Source organism: Streptomyces sp. NBC_00203, assembly GCF_045206325.1.
In the GTDB taxonomy this organism is placed as follows: Bacteria; Actinomycetota; Actinomycetes; order Streptomycetales; family Streptomycetaceae; genus Streptomyces; species Streptomyces lutosisoli.
Genome location: NZ_CP108126.1, coordinates 4,330,785 through 4,353,668, shown reverse-complemented (window position 1 = coordinate 4,353,668; position 22,884 = coordinate 4,330,785). Strand labels below are relative to the sequence as shown.

General features: G+C 72.3%; 22 protein-coding genes. 8 read left to right on the top strand and 14 right to left on the bottom strand.

The window, feature by feature from the left end; all coding sequences use genetic code 11:
* Positions 1-73 precede the first annotated feature (73 nt).
* On the top strand, positions 74-1,468 hold the full coding sequence (locus tag OG975_RS19565; RefSeq protein ID WP_327429268.1) for a cystathionine beta-synthase: 1,395 nt from the start codon (positions 74-76) through the stop codon (positions 1,466-1,468).
* A 406-nt stretch (positions 1,469-1,874) separates the two neighbouring features.
* Here the strand turns inward: OG975_RS19565 and OG975_RS19560 are convergent, their stop codons facing one another.
* The 5 genes from OG975_RS19560 to OG975_RS19540 form a co-directional block, all read right to left on the bottom strand.
* Complete coding sequence (locus OG975_RS19560; protein ID WP_406330570.1) at positions 1,875-2,312, bottom strand: hypothetical protein; 438 nt, start codon at positions 2,310-2,312, stop codon at positions 1,875-1,877.
* A 10-nt stretch (positions 2,313-2,322) separates the two neighbouring features.
* Positions 2,323-3,936 carry a SulP family inorganic anion transporter gene (locus OG975_RS19555; RefSeq protein WP_406330568.1) on the bottom strand — a complete coding sequence of 538 codons (1,614 nt, stop codon included), beginning with the start codon at positions 3,934-3,936 and terminating at the stop codon, positions 2,323-2,325.
* Positions 3,937-4,032: 96 nt separating this feature from the next.
* Positions 4,033-4,737, bottom strand: a complete 705-nt coding sequence (locus OG975_RS19550; RefSeq protein WP_406330567.1) for a carbonic anhydrase — start codon at positions 4,735-4,737, stop codon at positions 4,033-4,035.
* Between the two features lie 165 nt (positions 4,738-4,902).
* Positions 4,903-5,403, bottom strand: coding sequence for a cysteine dioxygenase (locus tag OG975_RS19545; RefSeq protein WP_406330566.1), 501 nt, complete (start codon positions 5,401-5,403; stop codon positions 4,903-4,905).
* Complete coding sequence (locus OG975_RS19540; protein ID WP_406330565.1) at positions 5,400-6,299, bottom strand: amidohydrolase; 900 nt, start codon at positions 6,297-6,299, stop codon at positions 5,400-5,402. Before OG975_RS19540 ends, OG975_RS19545 begins: the two co-directional genes overlap by 4 nt.
* 179 nt (positions 6,300-6,478) lie before the next feature.
* On the opposite strand from OG975_RS19540, the gene OG975_RS19535 reads away from it, so the two are divergent.
* Positions 6,479-7,483 carry a LacI family DNA-binding transcriptional regulator gene (locus OG975_RS19535; RefSeq protein ID WP_327429262.1) on the top strand — a complete coding sequence of 335 codons (1,005 nt, stop codon included), beginning with the start codon at positions 6,479-6,481 and terminating at the stop codon, positions 7,481-7,483.
* A gap of 236 nt (positions 7,484-7,719) precedes the next feature.
* On the opposite strand, the gene OG975_RS19530 is transcribed toward OG975_RS19535, so the two are convergent.
* From OG975_RS19530 to OG975_RS19515, 4 genes are read right to left on the bottom strand one after another with little or no spacing between them, the layout of a single operon-like run.
* Positions 7,720-8,652 (bottom strand): ABC transporter substrate-binding protein, encoded by a 933-nt coding sequence (locus tag OG975_RS19530; RefSeq protein WP_406330564.1) that lies wholly within the window; start codon positions 8,650-8,652, stop codon positions 7,720-7,722.
* A gap of 14 nt (positions 8,653-8,666) precedes the next feature.
* Complete coding sequence (locus OG975_RS19525) at positions 8,667-9,338, bottom strand: ABC transporter permease (protein ID WP_406336350.1); 672 nt, start codon at positions 9,336-9,338, stop codon at positions 8,667-8,669.
* Positions 9,338-9,979, bottom strand: a complete 642-nt coding sequence (locus tag OG975_RS19520; RefSeq protein ID WP_327429259.1) for an ABC transporter permease — start codon at positions 9,977-9,979, stop codon at positions 9,338-9,340. Before OG975_RS19520 ends, OG975_RS19525 begins: the two co-directional genes overlap by 1 nt.
* On the bottom strand, positions 9,976-11,028 hold the full coding sequence (locus tag OG975_RS19515; protein WP_406330563.1) for an ABC transporter ATP-binding protein: 1,053 nt from the start codon (positions 11,026-11,028) through the stop codon (positions 9,976-9,978). The genes OG975_RS19520 and OG975_RS19515 overlap by 4 nt, the downstream gene beginning before the upstream one ends.
* A 142-nt stretch (positions 11,029-11,170) precedes the next feature.
* On the opposite strand from OG975_RS19515, the gene OG975_RS19510 reads away from it, so the two are divergent.
* The 3 genes from OG975_RS19510 (at position 11,171) to OG975_RS19500 (ending at position 14,339) form a co-directional block, all read left to right on the top strand.
* Positions 11,171-12,748 carry an aromatic amino acid ammonia-lyase gene (locus OG975_RS19510; protein WP_406330562.1) on the top strand — a complete coding sequence of 526 codons (1,578 nt, stop codon included), beginning with the start codon at positions 11,171-11,173 and terminating at the stop codon, positions 12,746-12,748.
* A 2-nt stretch (positions 12,749-12,750) separates the two neighbouring features.
* Positions 12,751-13,635 carry a MurR/RpiR family transcriptional regulator gene (locus OG975_RS19505; protein WP_406336348.1) on the top strand — a complete coding sequence of 295 codons (885 nt, stop codon included), beginning with the start codon at positions 12,751-12,753 and terminating at the stop codon, positions 13,633-13,635.
* Positions 13,636-13,769: 134 nt separating this feature from the next.
* Entirely contained in the window at positions 13,770-14,339 is a 570-nt protein-coding gene (locus tag OG975_RS19500) for a hypothetical protein (protein WP_406330560.1), read from the top strand.
* A 16-nt stretch (positions 14,340-14,355) separates the two neighbouring features.
* Here the strand turns inward: OG975_RS19500 and OG975_RS19495 are convergent, their stop codons facing one another.
* From OG975_RS19495 to OG975_RS19475, 5 genes are all read right to left on the bottom strand, one after another.
* Positions 14,356-14,730, bottom strand: coding sequence for a hypothetical protein (locus tag OG975_RS19495; protein ID WP_406330559.1), 375 nt, complete (start codon positions 14,728-14,730; stop codon positions 14,356-14,358).
* A 14-nt stretch (positions 14,731-14,744) separates the two neighbouring features.
* Positions 14,745-15,257 (bottom strand): roadblock/LC7 domain-containing protein, encoded by a 513-nt coding sequence (locus OG975_RS19490; RefSeq protein WP_330305064.1) that lies wholly within the window; start codon positions 15,255-15,257, stop codon positions 14,745-14,747.
* 64 nt (positions 15,258-15,321) lie between these two features.
* Positions 15,322-16,134: a hypothetical protein gene (locus OG975_RS19485; protein ID WP_406330558.1), complete on the bottom strand. Its 813-nt coding sequence runs from the start codon at positions 16,132-16,134 to the stop codon at positions 15,322-15,324.
* On the bottom strand, positions 16,131-16,529 hold the full coding sequence (locus OG975_RS19480; protein ID WP_406330556.1) for a hypothetical protein: 399 nt from the start codon (positions 16,527-16,529) through the stop codon (positions 16,131-16,133). Before OG975_RS19480 ends, OG975_RS19485 begins: the two co-directional genes overlap by 4 nt.
* 559 nt (positions 16,530-17,088) lie before the next feature.
* Entirely contained in the window at positions 17,089-18,507 is a 1,419-nt protein-coding gene (locus OG975_RS19475; protein ID WP_406330555.1) for a diaminopimelate decarboxylase, read from the bottom strand.
* 151 nt (positions 18,508-18,658) lie between these two features.
* Between OG975_RS19475 and hutU the strand changes: the two genes are divergently transcribed.
* Genes hutU through OG975_RS19460 form a run of 3 tightly spaced genes read left to right on the top strand, consistent with a single transcriptional unit; the run spans position 18,659 to position 22,874 of the window.
* Complete coding sequence (gene hutU / locus OG975_RS19470) at positions 18,659-20,323, top strand: urocanate hydratase (RefSeq protein WP_406330554.1); 1,665 nt, start codon at positions 18,659-18,661, stop codon at positions 20,321-20,323.
* A complete protein-coding gene (locus OG975_RS19465) occupies positions 20,320-21,543 on the top strand; it encodes an allantoate amidohydrolase (RefSeq protein WP_406330553.1) in 1,224 nt (407 codons plus the stop codon). The genes hutU and OG975_RS19465 overlap by 4 nt, the downstream gene beginning before the upstream one ends.
* A complete protein-coding gene (locus tag OG975_RS19460; RefSeq protein WP_406330552.1) occupies positions 21,540-22,874 on the top strand; it encodes a formimidoylglutamate deiminase in 1,335 nt (444 codons plus the stop codon). The genes OG975_RS19465 and OG975_RS19460 overlap by 4 nt, the downstream gene beginning before the upstream one ends.
* Positions 22,875-22,884 lie beyond the last annotated feature (10 nt).

The window sequence follows — 22,884 nt, the reverse complement described above, 5'->3', positions numbered from 1 at the left end:
CGGCGCGTGAACGGTCCCCCAGGGCCGTAGGCTGACGGGACCATCCCTTTAGAACGCAGCTCCGGAGACAACGGTGCAATTCCACGACTCGATGATCAGTCTCGTCGGCAACACCCCGCTGGTGAGGCTCAACAACGTGACCGCGGGCATCCAGGCGACCGTCCTGGCGAAGGTTGAGTACTTCAACCCCGGCGGGTCCGTGAAGGACCGCATCGCCCTGCGCATGATCGAGGCCGCGGAGGAGAGCGGCGCCCTCAAGCCGGGGGGCACGATTGTCGAGCCGACCAGTGGAAACACCGGTGTGGGGCTTGCCATCGTGGCCCAGCAGAAGGGCTACAAGTGCATCTTCGTCTGCCCGGACAAGGTCTCCACCGACAAGATCAACGTGCTGCGCGCCTACGGTGCCGAGGTCGTCGTCTGCCCGACCGCCGTCGATCCCGAGCACCCGGACTCGTACTACAACGTCTCCGACCGGCTGGTGCGGGAGACCCCGGGCGCCTGGAAGCCCGACCAGTACTCCAACCCGAACAACCCCCTCTCGCACTATCACTCCACCGGCCCCGAGCTGTGGGAGCAGACGGAGGGGAAGATCACCCACTTCGTCGCGGGCGTGGGCACCGGCGGAACCATCTCGGGTACGGGGCGGTATCTGAAGGACGCCAGTGACGGCAAGGTCCAGGTCGTCGGCGCCGACCCGGAAGGGTCCGTGTACTCCGGCGGCTCCGGGCGGCCGTATCTCGTCGAGGGCGTCGGCGAGGACTTCTGGCCGACGGCGTACGACCGGACCGTCGCGGACGAGATCGTCGCCGTGTCCGACAAGGACTCGTTCCAGATGACGCGGCGCCTCGCCAAGGAGGAGGGGCTGCTCGTCGGTGGCTCCTGCGGTATGGCCGTCGTCGCCGCGCTGCGGGTCGCCGAGCGGCTCGGGCCGGACGATGTCGTGGTCGTCCTGCTCCCCGACAGCGGGCGCGGCTACCTCAGCAAGATCTTCAACGACGAGTGGATGGCCGACTACGGCTTCCTGGAGGACACCGGCCCGAGCGCGCGCGTCGCCGACGTCCTCAACGACAAGGCGGGCGGCTCCATCCCCTCCCTCGTCCACATGCACCCGGAGGAGACGGTCGGCGAGGCGATCGAGGTGCTGCGCGAGTACGGCGTCTCGCAGATGCCGATCGTGAAGCCGGGCGCCGGACACCCGGACGTGATGGCCGCCGAGGTCATCGGATCCGTCGTCGAACGCGAGCTGCTCGACGCGCTGTTCACCAAGCGGGCCTCCCTGGAGGACCCGCTGGAGAAGCACATGTCGTCGCCGCTGCCGCAGGTCGGCTCCGGCGAGCCGGTCGGCGACCTGATGTCCGTGCTCGGCACCGCCGACGCCGCGATCGTCCTCGTCGAGGGCAAGCCCACCGGCGTCGTCAGCCGCCAGGACCTGCTGTCCTTCCTCGCCAAGGGCGGCGCCAAGCAGTAGGGATACGCCGGGCCACAGGAAGAAATCTCCTGAAGTACCGCCACGGAAAGGGATCTTCCGGCTGTTTCGGCGGGGAACTTCGCGGAAGTGGTACGAGCGTGTCACGTCCGCGCAGCACCCGCTTAACACGGGTCCGGCACATTAGTGGGTGTCGGCAGGGCGGGAGCGGCTCCCCGCCCCGGCGACACACCAAAACGGCGCCAAGGACCTCCGGAGCGGCTCCCGGACCTCCATGGACGCCACGGACGCGCAAGCCCGGCCCTGACCCGGCACGCGTCCCTCGCGGGGACCGCCGTCGTCCCGCCCTCCCGGCAACGGGGGGTGCGGCGGTCCCCGCGCAACACGTCGGAAGGGCCCGGCACCTCACACAGGTGCCGGGCCCTTCCGTTGCGCCTGAACCGGGCCGTTACTCGTCCCAGTCCGAGCCCTGCGACTTGTCCTTGCGGCGGCCGAAGAAGTTCGGGGACAGACGCGCGGCCTGGACCACGTTCACTCCTACGATCCCGGCCCAGGCGACCAGCAGGCCGGGCAGGTCCGCCACCCCGCCGCCGATCGCGGACAACGGGATCGCGAGGACGAGCGAGACGATCCCGAACCCGAAGCGCTCACCCCAGGTGTCGGACCCCTGTGCGGAGCGCGCGCCGCGGGCCACCACCATCTGCTGCTCGGCGAGCTGTCGCCGCACCTGGCGGTCGACCGCGCCGTCGAGGCGCTGTTCGACCTTCTCCAGGAACGAGTCGACCAGCGCGGACTCGTACTCGTCGCCCAGCTCCCTGCGCGCATGCAGAGTGGCGTCGAGTTCCTTCTTCAGTTCGGCGTCGCCGTGGGCTTCCCTACCGGTCATGGTGCTCACGTTAGGGAGCCGGGACCCCCGTCGCACTGGGGACAACCCCCCTGTTCGCACTGGGCTGCACCCCCGGCGGCAGCACCCCGAGCGACTCCAGGACCCTGCGGTGACCCCGTTCGACCCCGGTGATGCGGACCTCGATGCCCCGGCCCCGCAGATCCCCCACCGCGTCCTTCAGCGCCAGCGCGCCCGTCGCGTCGACCGCCGTCAGGCCCGACATCCGCAGGTCGACTGCCGACACCCCGTGCACATCCGCCAGGCTGCGCCGGAAACGGTGGGCCGCGGCGAACAGGAGGGGCCCGTCGAAGCGGTACGTGACCTCCGCGCACCCCGGCTCCTCGTCGCCGGCCGCCGGAGTGAGCCGGGTGCCGCGCACGGCCGCGCGCAGGGCGAGCAGCACGGACACTCCGAGGCCGAGCAGCACCGCCCGCACCAGGTCGAGGGCGAGCGTCGCGCACGCGGTGAGCGCCAGCACGAGGGCGTCCCCGCGCGTGGCGCGCGCCATCGCCCGTACCGCGCCCGTCTCCACCATCCGTACGGCGGTCGCGAGCAGCACACCCGCCAGCGCGGCCAGCGGGATCCGCGCCACCAGCGGGGCCGCCGCCGCGACGATCCCGGCGAGGATCACCGCGTGCGTGAGCGCCGCGAGACGGGAGGCCGCGCCGGTACGGACGTTCACCGCCGTACGCGCGATCGCGCCCGTCGCCGGTACGCCGCCGAACAGCGGGGCCGCGAGGTTGGCGATGCCCTGGCCGAAGAGTTCCTTGCCGGGGTCGTGGCGCTCACCCGGGCGCATGCCGTCCGCCACCGAGGCGGAGAGCAGGGACTCCAGGGCGGCGAGGGCCGCGACCGCGGCGGCGGGTGCGAGGAGGGAGGGCACGCGGGAGACGTCGAAGAAGGCGAGTGAGGGGGCGGGGAGGGAGGCGGGCAGGCTGCCGATCCGGGTCACGTGCAGGCCGAGCCCCTCCGCGACGAGCGTCGCGGCGGCCACGGCGACGAGGGAGAACGGCACCCCGGGCTTCCAGCGGGCGCCGGCCAGCATCACCGCCGCCGACCCCAGCGACAGCGCGAGCGCCGCCCACTGCGGGCCCCGCCCGAACTCCTCGGCCGCCCGCGCCGCCACCTCCGCGACCTGGTCACCGCCCGGCACGGGCACCCCCAGCGCCGACGGCACCTGCTGCAAGGCGATGACGCAGGCGATGCCGACGGTGAACCCGGCGATGACAGGGGCGGGCACGTACGCCATCGCGGCCCCCGCCCGGGCGAAGGCGAGCGCCAGCAGGATCACACCCGCGATCAGCCCGACGGTCAGCACGCCGTCGGCGCCGTACTCGTGAACGATCGGCACCAGCACGACGGTCATCGCCCCGGTGGGACCGCTGACCTGTCTCGCCGACCCGCCGAACAGCGCGGCGAGCGTCCCCGCGACGATCGCGGTCGCCAGCCCGGAGGCGGCCCCGAGCCCGGACGTGACCCCGAATCCGAGGGCGAGGGGGAGGGCGACCACGGCGACCGTGAGCCCACAGAGGAGGTCGCGCCGCGGGGCGCGGGTCATGGAACGGAAGTCGGCGGAGGAGGGCAGGACGGAGAGCGCCCGGGTGAGGGCGGGGGAGTGCTTCATGGGGGGTGCGTGACTTCTTCGCGTACGGAGATGGGGGGTACGGAGATGGGGGGTACGGAAAGGGAGGGGAGAGAGATGCGTGGCGACAAGAGGGGCTCAGGGCAGCAGACCCACCCGCCCGGTATCGAGGTCGAACCGCGCGGCGGCGACCTGCGCCGTGGCGAACGCCGGATCCGCCCGGATCACATCGCGGACCCACGCCGTGTGGGCCCGCACGGTGTGATCGGCCCAGTCCCCGGGCAGCCCCCGGGTCCGCCGCGCGGCGGGGGCGATCTCGTCCACCAGCAGCCGGAGATGCCCCGGCACGGGCGTCCCGTCGCGCAGATGCGCGAGCGTCGCCGCGACGGCCCCGCACCGCTCGTGGCCAAGCACCAGCACCAACGGAATGTGCAGCTCCGCCACCCCGTACTGGATGGACCCGAGCACCGCCTCGTCCAGCACCTGGCCGGCGGTCCTTATGCAGAGCAGGTCCCCGAGCCCCTGGTCGAAGACCAGCTCGGGCGGCACACGCGAGTCGATGCACCCGACGACGACCGCGAACGGGTGCTGCTCGGCGGCGAGGACATGCCGCCGGGAGCGCCCCTCGTGCGGATGACGGGAGTGCCCGGCGGCGTACCGCCGGTTGCCCGCGAGGAGTTCGGCGAGCGCCCCGCGGGCGGTCGTCGGGTGCTGATGCGGATGTGGGTCCGGATCCCGGTACGGATGTGGATGTGGATGCGGTGCGGCGGCGGCCGAAGCGGTCGGGGTCGCGGTGAGCGCGGCGGTGGTCGCCGCCAGAAAGGCCCTGCGGTTCGAGGGCATGACGCTCCCTCAGGAGTTGTGCTTGTAGCGCTCATTCACCGTACGCACGCGCACATCACCCTGAGTGTTCGTTTAGCGACACTTGGTTATCTCATCGCCGGATCATCGCCCCCGCGATACCGGTTCTTGATCGGGAGCCGGGGCCTGCGCCCCCTGGTCAGGTGGTCAGGCGGCCGGGATGTCCAGCGGCCGCAGTTCGTCGGCGTACGAGACGGACATCCGGCGCATCAGGCCGTCCTCGGTGATGTCGTACTGGCCGAGGCGCCACAGCGGCGGCGAGTACGCGTGGATGGAGACCGTGTCGTCGGTCGCGCCGGTGAGGCGGTGGATGTGCTCGGGGCCGAAGCAGAACGACTCGCCCGCGCCGACGGTGACGGACAGATGGCTGCCGCCGATGCGCGGGTTGGACTCGTTCAGCGCGCCCTGGACGACGGCGACCGCGCCGGAGGAGATGTCGTGGTCGTGCCAGCCGGTGTCGTTCTGCCGGGTCCAGCACAGCAGCCAGACGTCGACGTACTCGTCGCGGTACAGCGACGCGTAGTGCCGCTCCTCGTCGGAGAAGGCGACCTGTGCGCGCCAGAGTTCGGGGCGGGCGGCGAGGTCGTCGGCGAGCGCCTGGAGCTCGCGCTTGTCGAGGGTGCGGTCCGGCAGGGCCTCGTACGTCATGGGGTGGCTCCCTTCAGCAGGCGGGCGGGGTTGGCGGTGCGCAGGGCGTGGACGGCGGCGTCCGCGCCGAGGTCGGGGATGACGGGGGGTGCGTAGGGGCGGTCGCTGCCGCTGACGACCACGTCGATGCCGACGGCCCGGACGAGTGCGTCGACGGCGCGTGTTCCGTAGGACGAGGTCTCGTAGAAGGCGTCGAAGTCGACCTCGCCGCGCCCTCCGCCACGGGCCGCGAGCCGCTCGCCGTGCAGCGGGGCCAGGCCCGCGAGGGCCGCGAAACAGACGCGCAGGCGCGAGTGCCGGGCACGGCCGAAGGCGCGGAAGGCGAACCAGGACGCGTGCATCTGGTGGAGGTACGGCACCAGGGCGGGCCACCACGGCGGGGCGTCGGGGGTGGGCGGGGCGGTGCCCGGGTGGATGAAGAGCGGCTTGTCGTGACCGGTGTCGGTGAGGACGTCGAGAAGCGGGGCGCAGCGCTCCCAGCCGGCCGCGTCGAGCAGTGCGGTGGCGGGGAGCTGGAGGCCCGCGCAGCCACGGCTCAGTTCGCGTGCGACCGCCTCGGGGTCCGGTGCCGACAGACAGGGCGAGGCCCAGACGCCGAAGGGCGCGGGGAGGGCGAGGGCGCCGTCGTGGAAGGCGGTGAGCAGCGGGGCGGCTTCGGCGGGCGGCAGGTATTCGATGCCGAGCGGGCTGGAGAGGGACACCAGTGCCAGGTCGAGGCCGTCGTCGTGGGCCAGCTGGGTGCGGGCCGCGATGTCGTGGTCGGCCGGGTCGACCTCGTACGGCGGCTCGCCCGTCAGGTGCAGGGTCCAGCCGTCGAGGTACGGCGGCGTGGTGCGGGCGCGCAGCAGCTCGACGAAGGCGGGCGGCCAGATGTGCTGGTGGACGTCGGTGGGCACGCGGCGGTCCTCGGGAGGCGGGGTCAGACGGTGGTTAAACGCTTCACTTATGCGGTTAACTTAAGCGGTTAACAAGCCGATCTGTCAACCGTATGGCTGCCGATCTGTCAACCGTGCGGCCATGGAGCGGACGACGCCGCGTGCCCACAATGTGGACGGGTCCCGGTAGGCTTCCCGGCATGGCCAGGCCCAACAAGCGCACCACCCTCCGGGAGGTGGCCGAGGCCACGGGCCTCTCCACCGCCGCCGTCTCCTATGCCCTGCGCGGCAAGCACGTCTCGAAGGAGACCGAGGAGCGGGTACGCAAGGCCGCCGCCGAACTCGGCTACGAGGCCGACCCCATCGCCCGCGCCCTCGCCAGCGGCCGCACCAGCATGGTCGGCGTCCTCGCGGGCGACCTCCAGGACCTCTGGCAGCAGCAGCTGATGGCCGCCATCGGCCGGGAACTGCTGGCCGGCGACCGCTACGCGCTGATCCTGGACGCGGGCGGCGACCCCGACCGCGAACTGGTCCTCGCCAAGCAGCTGCGCGACCAGCGGGTCGACGCGCTGCTGGTGTCCCCCGTCAACCCCTCAGCGGAGGGCTGGGCCGCCATCGCCGACGCGCTCCCGGTGGTGGCCGTCGGCGACTCCCTGAGCGCGGCCCGCACGGCCGGACAGGTCATCTTCGACAACAGGGCCGGCATCGACGCCGTACTGGAGTACCTCCACGGCCTCGGCCACCGCCGTGTGACCGTACTGACCCCGACACGGCCCAGCACGCCCGACCGCCCCGCCGACGTATACGTCCGTGAGGCCGCCGACCGCCTCGGGCTGCATGCCGAACTGGTCCCCTGCCCGCAGGAGTTGGGCGAGGCGACGGTCGTGGCGCGACGGGTGCTGGACGGGGCGCGGCCCGCGACCGCCGTCTTCTGCTTCTCCGACTCGCTGGCGTACGGGGTGTACGCCGCCGCGGCGGAGGCCTCGCTGGAGGTGGGCCGCGATGTCTCCGTGGTCGGCTTCGATGATCACCCGGTGTCGAGGGTGCTTACGCCTCCGTTGACCACGGTCGACTGGGGGTTGGCCGAGATCGCGGCGGAGGCGGCTCGGTTGACCGTTGCGGCGATCGAGGGAAAGCGGGTGCGGAAGAAGAGGATTCTTTGTGCGCCGCGGATGAGTGAGCGGGGGTCGGCGGTGCGGGTGTAGGCCTGCTGGGATTCGCCCCCGCCGCCCCTACCCGTCCCATCCCTGGGGGCTGCGCCCCCAGACCCCGCTAAAAGATTGCGCAGTTCCCCGCGCCCCTGAAATGCGGGGTGGTTCCTCGGGTGCGGGGCGGTGGGGGTTGCTCGCGCCGTTCCCCGCGCCTCTAAACAACTGCCGGCCCGCCCCTAGTGCTTTTAAGAGGCGCGGGGAACTGCGTGACCAGCCCCGTTCATGACCCCTCACGCCAGCTTCTTCCCCTTCAGCCAGGCCGCAGCCACCTCGTCCGGGTCCTTCTTGTCCTTGTCCACCAGGCGGTTGAGCTTGGTGAGTTCCTCCGAGGTGAGGGCGTTGCCGAGGGTGGCGAGGGCCTTGCGGACCTTGGCGTCGGCCTTGCGGGAGGCGATGAGGGGGACGATGTGCTGGGACGGGATCAGGTTGAGGGGGTCCGTCAGGACTACCCAGCCGTTCTCGATGACGTCGACGTCCGTGGTGAAGACGTTGGCGACGTCGATGTCGCCCTTCTTCAGGGCGCCCTTGACCAGCGGGCCGGAGGAGTCGAGGGACTTGAACTCCTTGAACTCCACGCCGTAGCGGTCCTTGAGGCCGACGACGCCGACGACGCGCTTCTTCATCTCGGCGGCGGCGCCCAGGATGAGCTTGCCGTTGGCCTTGCGCAGGTCGGCGAGGGAGGTGAGGCCGTACTTGTCGGCGGTCTCCTTGGTGACGGCGAAGCTGTCGCGGTCCTCGGCGGCCGCGTAGGGGAGGACTTCTAGGCCGCTGGGCAGCACGGTGGTCAGCGTGTTCTGCATGGCGCCCGCCTCCGTGTCCGTGGCCTTCTCGTCCAGGTAGAGGAGGAGGCTGCCCTGGTACTCGGGGAGCAGGTCGATGTCGCCGCCCTCGAGCGCGGGGACGACGATCTCGCGCGAGCCGAGGTTGGGGCGGACCTTGGTCTTGATGCCCGCGGCGCCCAGGACACCCGCGTACAGGTAGCCGAGTATCTGGTTCTCGGTGAAGTTGGCGGTGCCGATGGTCACGCCGCCGGCGCTGGATCCGGAGCCGCCGCTGTCCGCGCTGCCGGAGCCGTCGAGCGAGGTGATGCCGCTGCCGCAGGCGGCGAGGGCGGGGACGGAGGCGGCGGCGAAGAGGCCGCCGAGCAGGGTCCTACGGTTCATGGTTCTTCGGCTCCTCAGTGGGCTGCGGTACGGCGGTGGCGGAAGAGGTAGCGCTGGAGTCCGGCCAGCGCCAGGTCGAGTACGACGGCGACGATCGCGACCAGGGCCGCGCCGCCGAGAACCTGGACGAGGTCGCGCTGGGCCAGGCCGTCGAAGACGTACCGGCCGAGGCCCCCGAAACTGACGTACGCGGCGATCGTGGCGGTGGACACCACCTGGATGAGGGAGAGGCGCAGGCCCGTCATGATCAAGGGGAGGGCCAGGGGGATTTCCACCTGGAAGAGGACTTGGTGGCCTCGCATGCCCTGGCCTCGTGCCGCGTCCTTCACCTCCGGGTCCACCGCGCTCATGCCCGCGTAGGTGTTGGTGACGATGGCCGGTACGGCGAGGACGACGAGGGCCACGTACACCGACCACAGGGACAGGCCGCTGACCAGGAAGACCAGGACCACCAGACCGACGGTGGGGAGCGCGCGGCCGAAGGACGCGAGGTTGATGGCCAGGAACGCGCCCTTGCCGGTGTGGCCGATCAGCAGGCCCAGCGGGAGGGCTATGGCGGCCGCTATGAGCGTGGCGAAGAGGGAGTACTCCAGGTGCTCGACCAGGCGGTGCGCTATGCCGTCCGTGCCCGACCACTGGTCGCCGCTGATCAGCCAGCTGCCGAGGTTCTTGAAGAGTTCGTACATCAGGCTCGCCGCCTCGTCCACGGGGTGAGTACGTACTGGATCGCGACCAGCAGCGCGTCCGCGACCAGGGCAAGGAGCAGGGTCAGGACGACACCGGCGATGACCGGGGTCGGGAAGTCGCGCTGGAAGCCGTCGGTGAAGAGCTGGCCGAGGCCGCCGTCGCCGATGTAGGTCGCCACGGAGACCAGGGAGATCGACATGACCGTGGCGATCCGGACTCCCGCCATGATCACCGGGAGGGCGAGGGGGAGTTCGACGGTCAGGAGGGTGCGCAGAGGGCGCGTGCCCATCGCCTTCGCGGCTTCTTTCGTCTTGGCCGGGACCGAGTCCAGGCCCTCGACCGTGTTCCGCAGGAGGACGACCAGGGAGTAGACCGTCAGGCCGATGACCGTCGTGGTGCGGGTGAGACCGCTTACCGGCAGCAGGAGTACGAAGATCGCGATCGACGGGATCGTGAACAGGACGTTCGAGAGGCCGAGGAGGAAGCCGCGCAGCGGGCGGACCCGGTGGGCTACGACGGCCAGGGGGAGCGAGATCAGCAGGCCGAAGAAGACTGCCGAGAGGGCGGCCTGGAGGTGGGAGAGGGTGAGCGTGGTGAGGTCGTCCGTGTGGTCGCCTATCCACGACCAGTCGATGGTCATGCGGGCACGCTCGCTTCCGTGTGGGCACGGCCCGCCTGCTCGTGGATGTCGTCCCGGGACGAGACACCGGTGAGGACTCCGGCCGCGTCGACCCGGGCGATCAGGCCGGTGGGGGAGGCGATCGACTCGTTGAGGGCCGCCAGCAGGGAGTCGGTGTCCTTCAGTGGCCGTACGGGGAGTTCTGTGCCCGTCGAGGACTTTGAGGACGTCGACGCCCAGTGCAGCGGCTTGCGGGCCTCGTCGAGGACGAGGGTCCAGGCGCCGCCCTCGGGGGCCGGGCCCTGCGGGAGGTCCGCGAGGGACTTCAGCGAGAGCAGCTTGAGGCCGCGCTCGGCGCCGAGGAAGTCCGCCACGAAGTCGTCCGCCGGGTGGGCCAGCAGCTCCGCGGGCGTCGCGCACTGCACCAGATGGCCGCCGGTGCGGAAGATCGCGATCTGGTCGCCGAGCCGTACCGCCTCGTCGATGTCGTGCGTGACGAAGACGATGGTCTTGCTCAACTCCTTCTGGAGTCGGAGCAGTTCGTCCTGGAGCTGGGTGCGCACGACCGGGTCGACCGCGCCGAAGGGCTCGTCCATGAGGAGGACGGGCGGGTCGGCGGCGAGCGCGCGGGCGACGCCGACGCGCTGCTGCTGGCCGCCGGAGAGCTGGTGCGGGTACCGCTTCCCGGCGTCGGCGGCCAGGCCGACGGTCTCCAGGAGCTCGGCCGCCCTCGCCCGTGCCTTCTTGCGGCCCCAGCCGAGGAGGAGCGGCACGGTGGCGATGTTGTCGAGCACCGTGCGGTGCGGGAAGAGCCCCGACTGCTGGATGACGTAACCGATGGAACGGCGCAGCTCGGCCGCGTCCTGCTCCAGGACGTCCTTGCCGCCGACCCGGATGGTGCCGGAGGTCGGATCGACCATCCGGTTGATCATCCTGAGGGTGGTCGTCTTACCGCAACCGGAAGATCCGACGAGGACGGTCACGCCGCCTTCCGGCATTTCCAGGGAGAGGTCGTGGACGGCTGTCGTGCCGTTCGGGAAGCGCTTGTGGACCGTATCGAACTGGATCATGAGGTGTCCCTTGCCCGGTCTGCATATCGTCATGCAGAGTTCTCTGTACCTGAATAGGTTGTCAACGGTTCGGTGTTAATCACCGGTTACTTATGACCGCCAGGCAAGATCGAATGTCCGGATTGAGGGGAGTTTGGACGCTATGTCGTCTCGAATTGTGGACACGGCGAATGCGGTGACACCCCCGGCGTCGGTCGGTCTCGTGGTCCTGGACGGACAGAGCACCGGGGTCGAGGACGTCGTACGGCTCGCCGACGGGGCCGCGCGGCCGGTGCCCGGCACCGATGCGATGAAGCGCGTCGAGGAGTCCTGGGACGCGGCCCGGCAGATCGCCGCGACCGGCCGCGTCTACGGCCGCTCCACCGGCGTCGGCGCCAACCGGAACGAGGACGTGCCCACCGAGGCCGCCGCGGGGCACGGTCTGCGGCTGCTGCGCAGCCACGCCGGCGCCATCGGCGAGGAGCTCCCCGCCCGCCAGGTCCGGGCGATGCTCGCCGTCCGCGCCAACCAGCTCCTCGCGGGCGGCGCGGGCCTGCGCCCCACCGTCGTGACGGCGCTGTGCGAGGCGCTGGAGGCGGGGGTGTATCCCGTTGTGAACGAGTTCGGGTCCGTGGGCACGGGCGACATCGCGGCGCTGGCGCAGGTCGGCCTCGCGCTGGTGGGTGAGCATCCCTGGCGGGGGCCGGAGGGCGGGCACTCCCTCGCGGACCTCGCCCTGGAGGGTGGGCGTTCCCCGCAGGATCTCGCCCCCGAACCCCAGGCCCTCGACAACAACGACGCCCTCGCGCTCATCAGCAGCAACGCGCTCACCCTCGGCCAGGCGGCGCTCGCGCTGCACGAGCTGCGCGGGCTCATCGGGGCCACCCAGGTCGTCGCCGCGCTGTCGCTGCTGGCCGTCGACGGGTCGCACGAGGCGTACGCGGCGCCCGTGCACGCCGCCCGCCCGCACCAGGGCTCGGTCGAAGTGGCCCGCCGGATGCGGGAGCTGATCGGCGCGGCGGACCGGCCGACGCCGCCGCTCGGGCGGATCCAGGACCCGTACGGCTTCCGGTGCGTCCCGCAGATCCACGGGCCCGCGCACGACGCGGCGGACGCGCTCGAAGGGGTCCTCAATATTGAGATCAATGCCGCTGCCGAGAACCCCCTCATCTCCCCCGAGGACATGGCCGCGTACCACCACGGCGGCTTCTACCAGGCCCAACTCGCCCTCGCCCTGGACCACTTCAGGCTGGCGGTCACCCAGGTGGCGCGTCTGTCGACCTCGCGGCTCTCCACCCTCAACGAACCCGCCTACACCCGGCTGCGCCCCTTCCTCGCCGACCACGAGCCCGCCTCGTCCGGCGTGATGATCCTGGAGTACGCCGCCGCTGCCGCCCTCGGCGATCTGCGGGCCTTCTCCGCACCCGCCTCGCTCGGGCACGCTGTACTCTCCCGGGGCGTCGAGGAGCAGGCGAGCTTCGCCTCGCTCGCCGCACGTCAGACACTGCGGGCGTGCGGTGCGTACCGTCTCGTCGTCGGCTGTGAACTGGTGGCCGCCGTACGGGCGCTGCGCCAGCGCGACCTGCGGCCCGAACCGGAACTGCCGGCCGGCCGCGCGCTGGAGCTGGCCGAGTCGGTCCTCGAACCGGACCAGGCCGACCGCCCGCTCACGGACGATGTGACGGCGGCGGCCGCAGTGCTCGACCGGTTCACGGACATCTGGAGGGGGAGCGCGTCATGAGCATGGACAGGAGCACGGGCGTGGACGGGGACAGGAACAGGGACATGGGCGTGACGGACAGTCCCGCCGCGCGGCTTCAGGCGCTCTTCGAGGGGCACCGGCTGACGCCGACCCAGCGGCGCATCGCGCACAGCATGGTGCGGCGCGCCGCCGACGTGCCGTTCCTGTCCAGCGTCGAGCTGGCCGAGCTCGCCGGGGTCAGCCAGCCCTCGGTCACCCGCTTCGCGGTCGCGCTCGGCTTCGACGGCTACCCCGCGCTGCGCAAGCACCTGCGTGAGGTCGCGCCCGCCGAACCGGCCGTGGACACCGCCTCGTACAACGAGTACCAGCAGGCCGTCGAGGCCGAGATCGAGAACCTGAAGCATCTCGCGGAGGTGCTCGCCGACCCGCGCCCGGTCGCCAGGGCGGGCCGGCTGCTCGCGGCGTCCCGCCCGCTCCCGGTGCTCGGCCTGCGGGCCGCGGCCTCCCAGGCGTACGGCTTCGCCTACTTCGCCGCCAAGGTCCACCCCGACGTACGGCTGCTGCACGAGAGCGGCACGATGCTCCAGGACCGTATCGACGCGGCGGTCCGGGCCGGGGCGAGCGCCCTGCTGTGCTTCGCCCTGCCCCGGCACCCGCGCGAGGTCGTGGACTCGCTGGCGTACGCGAAGGAGGCCGGGCTGACCGTCGTCACGGTCGCGGACTCCGCCTTCGCGCCGGTGGCGAAGGTGTCGGACCTGCTGCTCCCCGCCGCCGTCGGCACCGGCCTCGCCTTCGACACGGCCTGTGCCCCGATGCTGCTGGGTCGCGTCCTGCTGGAGGCGATGTGCGACGACCTGCCGGACGCGCAGGCACGGCTGGAGGAGTTCGACGCGCGGGCCGCCGCGCGAGGCCTGTTCGTGGAGTAGTCACCCTGCGGTGGAGCGGCGGTGCTTCTCAGACTCGTCTCACCTTCCCTCGCTAGCGTGCGCGCCCGAAGACGCTGAAGGAAGCGCTGTAAGAAGCGCTGAGAACGCTGGAAACGCTGGACGGGAGGCGGAACGTGGCGCGCGGAGGGCAAGGGCTGGCTCGGGTGGCCGTCGTCGTGAGGGCCGGGGCGGCCCCACTGTGGTGGTTCGGGGTGTTCGCGGCCGGGATCGGAGTGCTGGTGCCGGGGCTGACCGGGCGCCGGATCGGGGTCATGGCCGGGGCCGTGCTGTTCATCGTCACGGCCGCCGTGGTGGCGTACTGGCACAGGAAGCGGTACGCCGCCCTGGTCCGCTCCGCCGCCCGCGCCGGCAAGCACGACGTCCTCAAGGACCGCGCCGTGACGGTACGCAACTGGCGCCGAGGCCACCGCTGGTGGCTTGTCCTCGCCTCCGTGGCCGCGCTGGGCAGCTCGTTCGTGATGCCCGCCGCGGGCGGCATGATGCTCGCCGGTGCGGGCGTCGGGCTGTGGCTGAAGGCCGGCTGGCTCGGGCGCCGCGAACGCGCCGAGCAGGCGCTGATCTGGGTCCGCGTCGACTGGCTCGGCCGGCGCGCGGGCGCCCCCGCGGGCAAGCCGGTCAAGGCCTGCCGGGCCACCGGTGTCTCGGCAGGCGACGCCGCGCCCGGCGGAGCGCGGCGCCGCTGACGGCGGCTGCTGTCGGCTACACCTCCAGGTCCGCCTCGATCCTGCGCAACTGGTGGCGGGCCATCGCCAGGTTGGACCGCTTGGCGTCGAGCACCACATACAGGAACAGGCCGTTGCCGCCGCGCCCCTTGATCAGCCTGATCAGGTGGTATTGGTCGGTCAGCGTGATCAGGATGTCCTCGATGTCGCCCTTCAGCCCCAGGTGTTCCATGGTGCGCAGCTTCGCGCGTACGACGTCGGTGTTGCCGGCCGCCGCGACGGTGAGGTCGAAGCCCTTGCTGCCGCCGATCGTGCCCAGCGCCATTCCGCTGGTGTAGTCGACGAGAGCGGCTCCGGTCGCGCCCTCGATGGATGCGAGCGCCTCTTTGAGCGCGGTTTCGGTGTTGGCCATGGTGCCGGTTCCTTTCAACTTTCCGATGTGGTGGGGGTGTTGGGGGTCTGGGTGGTGGCGCGGGAACTTGCCGTGCCGCGCGCCGTGCGGGTACGTGAGGGCGGGGAGGCGGTCTTCGCGGGAGCCCGCGCCGGGGCGACCGGTTCGCCGCGCGCCGTCGCGGCGTCCACGAGCTCGCCGATCCGGGTGCCGGAGCGGCGCCCCTCCAGGTGCAGCCGGCCGACGTTGACCCGGTCCTGGGCCAGCAGCGTCAGCACGGCGGAGGCACCCGCCGCGTACGTCGCCACATAGCCGTGGACGCCGCGCACCAGCAGCTCGCGGAAGTCGCCCTGCCCGGTGGCGTCCGCCATCCGAACGGCGACGCCCAGCGCGGCCGCGGTGAGCGCGGCCAGGCCGTCCGGCTCCACGCCGGGGGTGTCGTGGGCGAGGACCAGACCGTCGGCGCTGGCAGCCAGCGCCCCGGTCAGCTGGGGCACTCGGGCCCTCAGCCGGTGCAGTTCGTCGAGGACTTCGGGCTCCGCCGCCATCAGCAGTCTCCTCTCGGCACGCTGTCGTAGCGCGCGGATCACAAGGCCTCCCGCGGGTTGGGGCTCACAGGGCCTCCAGTGCGTCTCTGAGCCGCCGCAGCAACGCGACGTCGGGATCGGTGGAGGACTGCGTGAGCACACGGGGCACGGGAGGCGGCTCGGCCGGGGGTGCCGCCGTCACGAGCCCGGCGGCGGCCAGCCGTCGCAGCTCGACCAGGGTGTGGAACGCGGGCCGCCCCAGCGCGAGCGAGACGTCCGCCGCGGTGCGCACACCGTCCACCCGGCCGAGGACGGCTTCCTGGCGCAGCGGGACCGGCGGCCCGGCGGCGAGCCGGGAGCGCACCAGCGGTGCGGTGTCCGTCGCCGGGTCGGGCCAGATGCGGTGCAGCAGTTCGCGACGGCGCACGGTCTCGCGCTCCAGCGCGGCCACCGGTACCGGGCGCACGGGGCCGAGCCAGTGCGCCGCCCCGTACCGGAAGCGGGTCGGGGTGCTGCTCGGCCCGAGCACGAAGTACGCCGCGTCGTACAGCGAGCCGAGGTGGCACAGCTCCAGGGCGCCCTCCGCGATCCGGCCGCTGTCGACCAGGAAGCGGCCGACCTCGCGGCGCGCCCCGGCCGCGGCGACGGCCTCCCGCCACACCTCGGCGTCCAGCACTCCCCGGGCGGCGAACAGCGCCTCCAGCCCGGGAGTGGCGGGGCTCTCGGCGTGCACCACGTCGCCGTCGGCGAGGTAGAGCGTGCCGCGCTCGCGCATCAGGACGCCGGTGGCCCGCTCGGCGGCGAGCCGGCTGAGCATCGGCGAGACGCCGCCGGAGGGGTCCGCCGCTCTGTCCCGGACGGGGAGCCGGGGCGGGGGAGGTGTCCTGACCGTCGTCATCCCAGCACCAGCCGTCCGGCCAGGTCGCCGAGCCGGATGCGGGCCAGCGCGAGATTGCCGTCGGCGCGGGCCAGCCAGAGATGCAGGAACACACTGCTGTCGAAGGTCGTCCGCACGAACCGCAGCAGGTGGTAGCTGTCCCGGTTGCTGATGATCAGGTCCTCGACCGGTGTCTCCTGCTCGGACCAGTCGGAGCCGTCGGCCGGGGCGAACGCGCGGTGTTCGGCGGCGAGCCGGGCGAGCTCGGCGGCCTCCGCCGCGGTCGTCTCGTGATCACCGCCCGGCGCTTCCCCGACGGTGCCCAGGGCCAGGCCGCTGGTCCAGTCGACCACCGCGGCACCCCGGGCACCGGGCAGTGTCATGGCTTCCAGTAGGCACTCGTCGATTCCGGGCACCGTGTCTCCCCTCCCGCCAAGGGTTCGGCCGAGTGACGCCGAAGTTACGCAACGTGTGCGCGAGGGGTGAGGGATCTGGCATTTTCCTGTGGAACATGCCCCTGGTGACTAAGGTGGGTCAACTGACCATATTTTCTGGCCTGTTCGAGCCGCTTCGAAGGCTTGCCGGGGGGTGCGCGTGGGCGCGCAAGGGTGTGCGGGGGCGCGCGGAGGCGTGGCGGGCGCCGCCGGCCCGCCGGGGTGAGCGCGGGTCGGTGGGGTGCGCGAACGGGAATGCGGGCAAACAGGCTCGCGCGGCTCGCCGGAGACGGGCGAAAGCCCGCAGAGCGCCCGTCCGCCGGAGGTCGAGGCCCCGAGGGAGTCGTCCGTCGCAGGCCGAGGCCTTGCGGGAGGCGGTTTGCCGGGGGCGAAGGGTGCGCCGGTCCGGCGGAGGCCGAAGGCTCGTGGGAGTCGGCCCGTCGGGGGCCAACGCCCCGCGGGAGCCGGTCCGTCGGAGGGTGAAGGCCCGTGGCGGCCGGTCCGGTGGGGCGAAGCCCAGGGTGTGCCCGTCTGGCGGAGGTTAAAGGCCCGTCAGTGCCGACGGCTGTGCCCCGCCCGACTCCGCGACGATCTCGTCGAGGGTCTGCGGCTCCCGTACGACCGCGAAGCGCACCCCGCCCTCCCCGTCCGGTGCGAAGCCGTAAATGCCCGGCCGGGCGAGGGAGTTGTACGCGTAGTGGTGGGCGAAGTAGTACGCGCCCGTGTCCAGTGCGGCCGCGTAGTCGCCCGGTTCGAGCAGGGGCAGCGCGCGCCCCTCGGCGAGCAGGTCGCCCGCGAAGCAGGCGGGGCCCGCGATGTCCTGGACGGTGTCCGGTCCCGCCTTGGGCCGGCCCTTCGCGTCGTACGCGGCGATCCGCAGCGGCCAGGACGCGGGCGCGTACACCGTGCGGGCCGCCACCTGCACGCCCGCGTGCGTGACCGCGACCGCCCGGCCCCCGGCGGACTTCGTGTACTCGACCCGTGCGAGCACCGTCCCGTGCTTGGCGAGCAGCGACCGCCCGAACTCGGTGACCAGCCCGTACCGCCCGTCGAAGAGCCCGGGCACCGACTCGGCGAGCAGCCGCGCGTACTGCGCGTACGTCGGGCCCGTCGCCTCCGAGCCGAAGTTCACCGGCAGCCCGCCGCCGATGTCGATCGTGTCGACCTGCCGCCGCCCGAGCCGCCGGTTGATCTCCTCGGCCAGCGCGTACGTCTCCGCCACGCCCCGCGCCATCAGCGAGAGCGGCATGCCCTGCGACCCGGTGTGCGCGTGCAGCCGGGTCAGCCACGGGCGGTCGGCGTACGCCCCGACGATCCACTCCCGCGCGCCCTCGTCCCGCAGCGCGACTCCGAACTTGGAGGTCGCCGTGGCGGTGGACAGCGCCTCGATGGAACCCCCGCCGACCTGCGGGTTCACCCGGATTCCGAGGGGGGAGCGGGTGTTCGCGGACCGCACCAGGCCGTCGATGCGGTCCAGCTCCTGCGGATTGTCCGCGTTGACCGCGATCCCCAGCGCCAGCGCCTCGCGCAGTTCGGCGGGCGTCTTGGCGGGGGAGTCGAGCACGGTGCGGGCCGGCGGCACCCCGGCCGCCCGGGCGAGGGCGAGCTCCCCGGGGCTCGCCACCTCCGCGCCGATGCCCTGCTCGTGCAGCAGCCGCAGGACGGGCACGAGCGGGGTCGCCTTCACCGCGAAGGCGTGCAGCACGGGGGTGCCGGGAGCGGTCACCGTGTCGAAGGCGGCCCGCAGGGAGGCCGCCGAGGCCCGGATGCCGGGGACGTCGAGGAGCGCGACGATGGGGGTTCTCGGCCCGAGGAGCCCTTGCTCCAAGGTGGCCCGGACGGCTTCGTCGCGCCGGGCGACGCGGTCGGAGCCCTCCTCGTCCAAGCCGTGCGAAGACACCCCGGACCTGCCCGCCGCGTCGCCCACCGGATTCCCCGTCCTGTCCCTGTCTGCGCCCATACATCCCAGCCAAACACCCACGACGTGGCCGCGCTGGCCCATGCAGCTATTGACTAGCTCTATTCAAGAAGTCAGGATGTGAATAGCTACTGCAACACTCCGAACACTCCGCTGCACCATCAGCCGGAACAGTCCGCACAGGAGGCAGACCATGTCAGGACCCCGCCCCGTACGAGCGCCGCGCGGTACGGAACTGAGCGCCCTGGGATGGCAGCAGGAAGCCGCCCTGCGGATGCTGCAGAACAACCTCGACCCCGAGGTCGCCGAGCACCCCGACAAGCTCGTCGTCTACGGCGGCACCGGCAAGGCCGCCCGCGACTGGCGCTCCTTCGACGCCATGGTCCGCACGCTGCGCACCCTGAAGCAGGACGAGACGATGCTCGTCCAGTCCGGCCGCCCCGTCGGCGTCATGCAGACCCACGAGTGGGCCCCGCGCGTCCTCATCGCCAACTCCAACCTGGTCGGCGACTGGGCGAACTGGGAGGAGTTCCGCCGCCTGGAGGCCCTCGGCCTCACCATGTACGGCCAGATGACCGCCGGTTCCTGGATCTACATCGGCACGCAGGGCATCCTCCAGGGCACCTACGAGACCTTCTCCGCCGTCGCCGCCAAGAAGTTCAACGGCACGCTCGCGGGCACCATCACCCTGACCGCCGGTCTCGGCGGCATGGGCGGCGCCCAGCCGCTCGCCGTGACGATGAACGACGGCGTCGCGATCTGTATCGACGTCGACCCGCGCGCCATCGAGCGCCGCATCGAGCACCGCTACCTCGACGTCAAGGCCGACAACCTGCGGCACGCGCTGGAGCTGGCCGTCGAGGCGCGCGACGCCCGCAAGCCGCTCTCCATCGGCCTGCTCGGCAACGCGGCCGAGCTGCTCCCGCAGATGCTGGCCGAGGGCGCCCCCATCGACATCGTGACCGACCAGACCTCGGCCCACGACCCGCTGGCCTACCTCCCCATCGGCATCGACTTCGACGACATGGCCGACGCCGCTGCCAAGGACCCGGCGGGCTTCACCACCCGCGCCCGTGAGTCCATGGCCAAGCACGTCGAGGCGATGGTCGGCTTCATGGACGCCGGCGCCGAGGTCTTCGACTACGGCAACTCGATCCGCGGTGAGGCCCAGCTCGCCGGGTACGAGCGGGCGTTCGCCTTCCCCGGCTTCGTCCCCGCCTACATCCGCCCCCTCTTCTGCGAGGGCAAGGGCCCCTTCCGCTGGGCGGCCCTGTCCGGCGAGGCCTCCGACATCCACAAGACGGACAAGGCGATCCTCGACCTCTTCCCGGAGAACGAGTCCCTGCACCGCTGGATCAAGATGGCCGGCGAGCGCGTCCACTTCCAGGGCCTCCCGGCCCGCATCTGCTGGCTCGGCTACGGCGAGCGCGACAAGGCCGGCGAGCGCTTCAACGACATGGTCGCCTCGGGTGAGCTGGCGGCCCCGCTGGCCATCGGCCGCGACCACCTCGACTGCGGCTCCGTCGCCTCCCCGTACCGCGAGACCGAGGCCATGCTCGACGGCTCCGACGCGATCGCCGACTGGCCGCTGCTGAACGCCATGGTGAACGTGGCGTCGGGCGCCTCCTGGGTCTCCATCCACCACGGCGGCGGCGTCGGCATGGGCCGCTCCATCCACGCGGGCCAGGTCTCAGTCGCCGACGGCACCAAGCTCGCCGGCGAGAAGATCCGCCGGGTGCTGACGAACGACCCGGGCATGGGCGTCATCCGGCACGTGGACGCCGGGTACGACATCGCGGAGTCGGTCGCCGACGAGCGCGGCGTGCGCGTGCCGATGCGCGAGGGCGGCGACGCGTGACCTTCCACAGCATGTGGGCGGAGCTGCTGCCGATCGGCCGCAGCTCCGCCTCCGGCGGCTACCGCCGCTTCGCCTGGACCGGGGCCGACGCCGACTGCCGGGCATGGTTCCGGGCACAGGCCGAGTCCCGCGGGCTGACCTACGAACTGGACCGCAACGGGAACCAGTGGGCCTGGCTCGGGGACCCCGCCGAAGGGGACGCTGTCGTCACGGGGTCGCATCTGGACTCCGTGCCGGACGGCGGGGCGTTCGACGGGCCCCTCGGGGTCGTGTCGTCCTTCGCCGCGCTGGACGAACTGCGCGCCCGGCAGGTGGAGTTCACCCGGCCCCTCGCCATCGTGAACTTCGGTGACGAGGAGGGCGCCCGGTTCGGGCTGGCCTGCGTCGGGTCGCGGCTCGCCGCCGGACAGCTCACCGTCGAACAGGCGCACCGGCTCACGGACGGCGACGGCGTCACGCTGCCGCAGGCCATGGAGCGCGCCGGGTACGACCCCGACACCATCGGCCCGGACCCCGAGCGGCTCGGCCGGATCGGGGCCTTCGTGGAGCTGCACGTCGAGCAGGGGCGCGCCCTCGACCTGAGCGGTGACCAGGTCGGTATCGCGAGCGCCATCTGGCCGCACGGCCGCTGGCGGTTCGACTTCCGCGGCGAGGCCAACCACGCGGGCACCACCCGGCTCGTGGACCGCCGCGACCCGATGCTGTCGTACGCGGAGACGGTGCTGGCCGCCCGCCGCGAGGCCCAACTCGCGGGCGCCGTGGCCACCTTCGGCAAGATCTCCGTCGAGCCGAACGGCGTGAACGCCATCCCCTCCCTCGTCCGAGGCTGGCTCGACTCCCGCGCCGCCGACCAGCCGACCCTCGACACGGTCGTCACCGGCGTCGAGAAGGCGGCCCGCGAGTACGCGGAGGCGCACGGCGTCGAACTCGACGTCGTCCGTGAGTCGTTCACCCCCGTCGTGGAGTTCGAGCACGCCCTGCGCGACGAGCTCGCCCGCATCCTGGGCAAGGACAAGCACGCGGGACTCACGGTCCCCGTTCTGGGCACGGGTGCCGGACACGACGCCGGAATCCTCTCCGGCACCGTCCCGACCGCCATGCTGTTCGTACGCAACCCCACGGGTGTCTCGCACTCCCCGGCCGAGTACGCCGCCGAGGACGACTGCGTGGCCGGGGTGACCGCACTCGCCGACGTACTCGAAGGGCTGGCCTGCAGGTGACGCAGACGTACTGGCTGGAACACGCCTGGCTCGACACCCACGTCGAGCCGGGCGTGGCCCTGGAGGTGGCGGACGGCCGCATCACCGCCGTCCGCACGGGCGTCGACACCCCGCCCCCGGGCGCCGAGATCCTCCGCGGACTCACCCTCCCCGGGCTCGCGAACGCCCACTCGCACGCCTTCCACCGCGCCCTGCGCGGTACCGTCCAGGTCGGCTCCGGGACCTTCTGGACCTGGCGCGAGATCATGTACTCCTTCGCGGACCGGCTGACCCCGGAGACCTACCACGCGCTCGCGCGCGCCGTGTACGCCGAGATGGCGCTGGCCGGCGTCACGGCCGTCGGCGAGTTCCACTACGTGCACCACGCCCCGGGCGGCACCCCCTACGCCGACCCCAACGCGATGGGCGAGGCACTGATCGCCGCCGCCGCCGAAGCCGGAATCCGTATCACCCTCCTCGACACCGCCTACCTCTCCGCCGGCTTCGGCCAGCCGCCCAACCAGCACCAGCTGCGCTTCTCCGACGGCACGGCCGACGCCTGGGCGGAACGCTGTTCAGTTCTCAAGGACCGGGATCACGCACGGATCGGTGCGGCCATTCACTCCGTACGGGCCGTTCCCGCGGGGCAGTTGGCGACGGTCGCGCGCTGGGCCGAGGAGCGGCGGGCCCCGCTGCATGTGCATCTGTCCGAGCAGACGGCGGAGAACGACGCCTGCCAGGCCACGCACGGCTGCACACCCACCCGGCTGCTCGCCGACCACGGTGTCCTCGGCCCGCGCACGACGGGCGTCCACAACACGCACCTCACGGACGAGGACATCGCCCTGATCGGCGGCTCCGGGACGGGCACCTGCATGTGCCCGACGACGGAGCGGGACCTGGCGGACGGCATCGGCCCGGCGGTCGCTCTGCAAAGAGCGGGCTCGCCCCTCTCCCTCGGCTCCGACAGCCACGCCGTCATCGACCTCCTCGAAGAGGCCCGCGCGATGGAGCTGAACGAGCGCCTGCGCACCCGCACCCGCGGTCACTGGACGGCGGCCGCCCTGCTGCGCGCCGCCTCCGCCGACGGCCACGCGGCCCTGGGCTGGGACGACGCGGGCATCCTGGAGCCGGGGGCGCTCGCCGACTTCACGACGATCGCCCTCGACTCGGTCAGGACAGCGGGACCGCTGCCGCGCCTCGGTGCCGAGACGGCCGTATTCGCCGCGACGGGAGCCGACGTACGCCATACGGTCGTGGCCGGCCGGCACGTCGTACGCGACGGCGAGCACACCCTCGTACCGCAGGTGCCGACCGCTCTCGCGGACGCCATCGACGCCCTGCGCGCCTGACGCCCAGCAG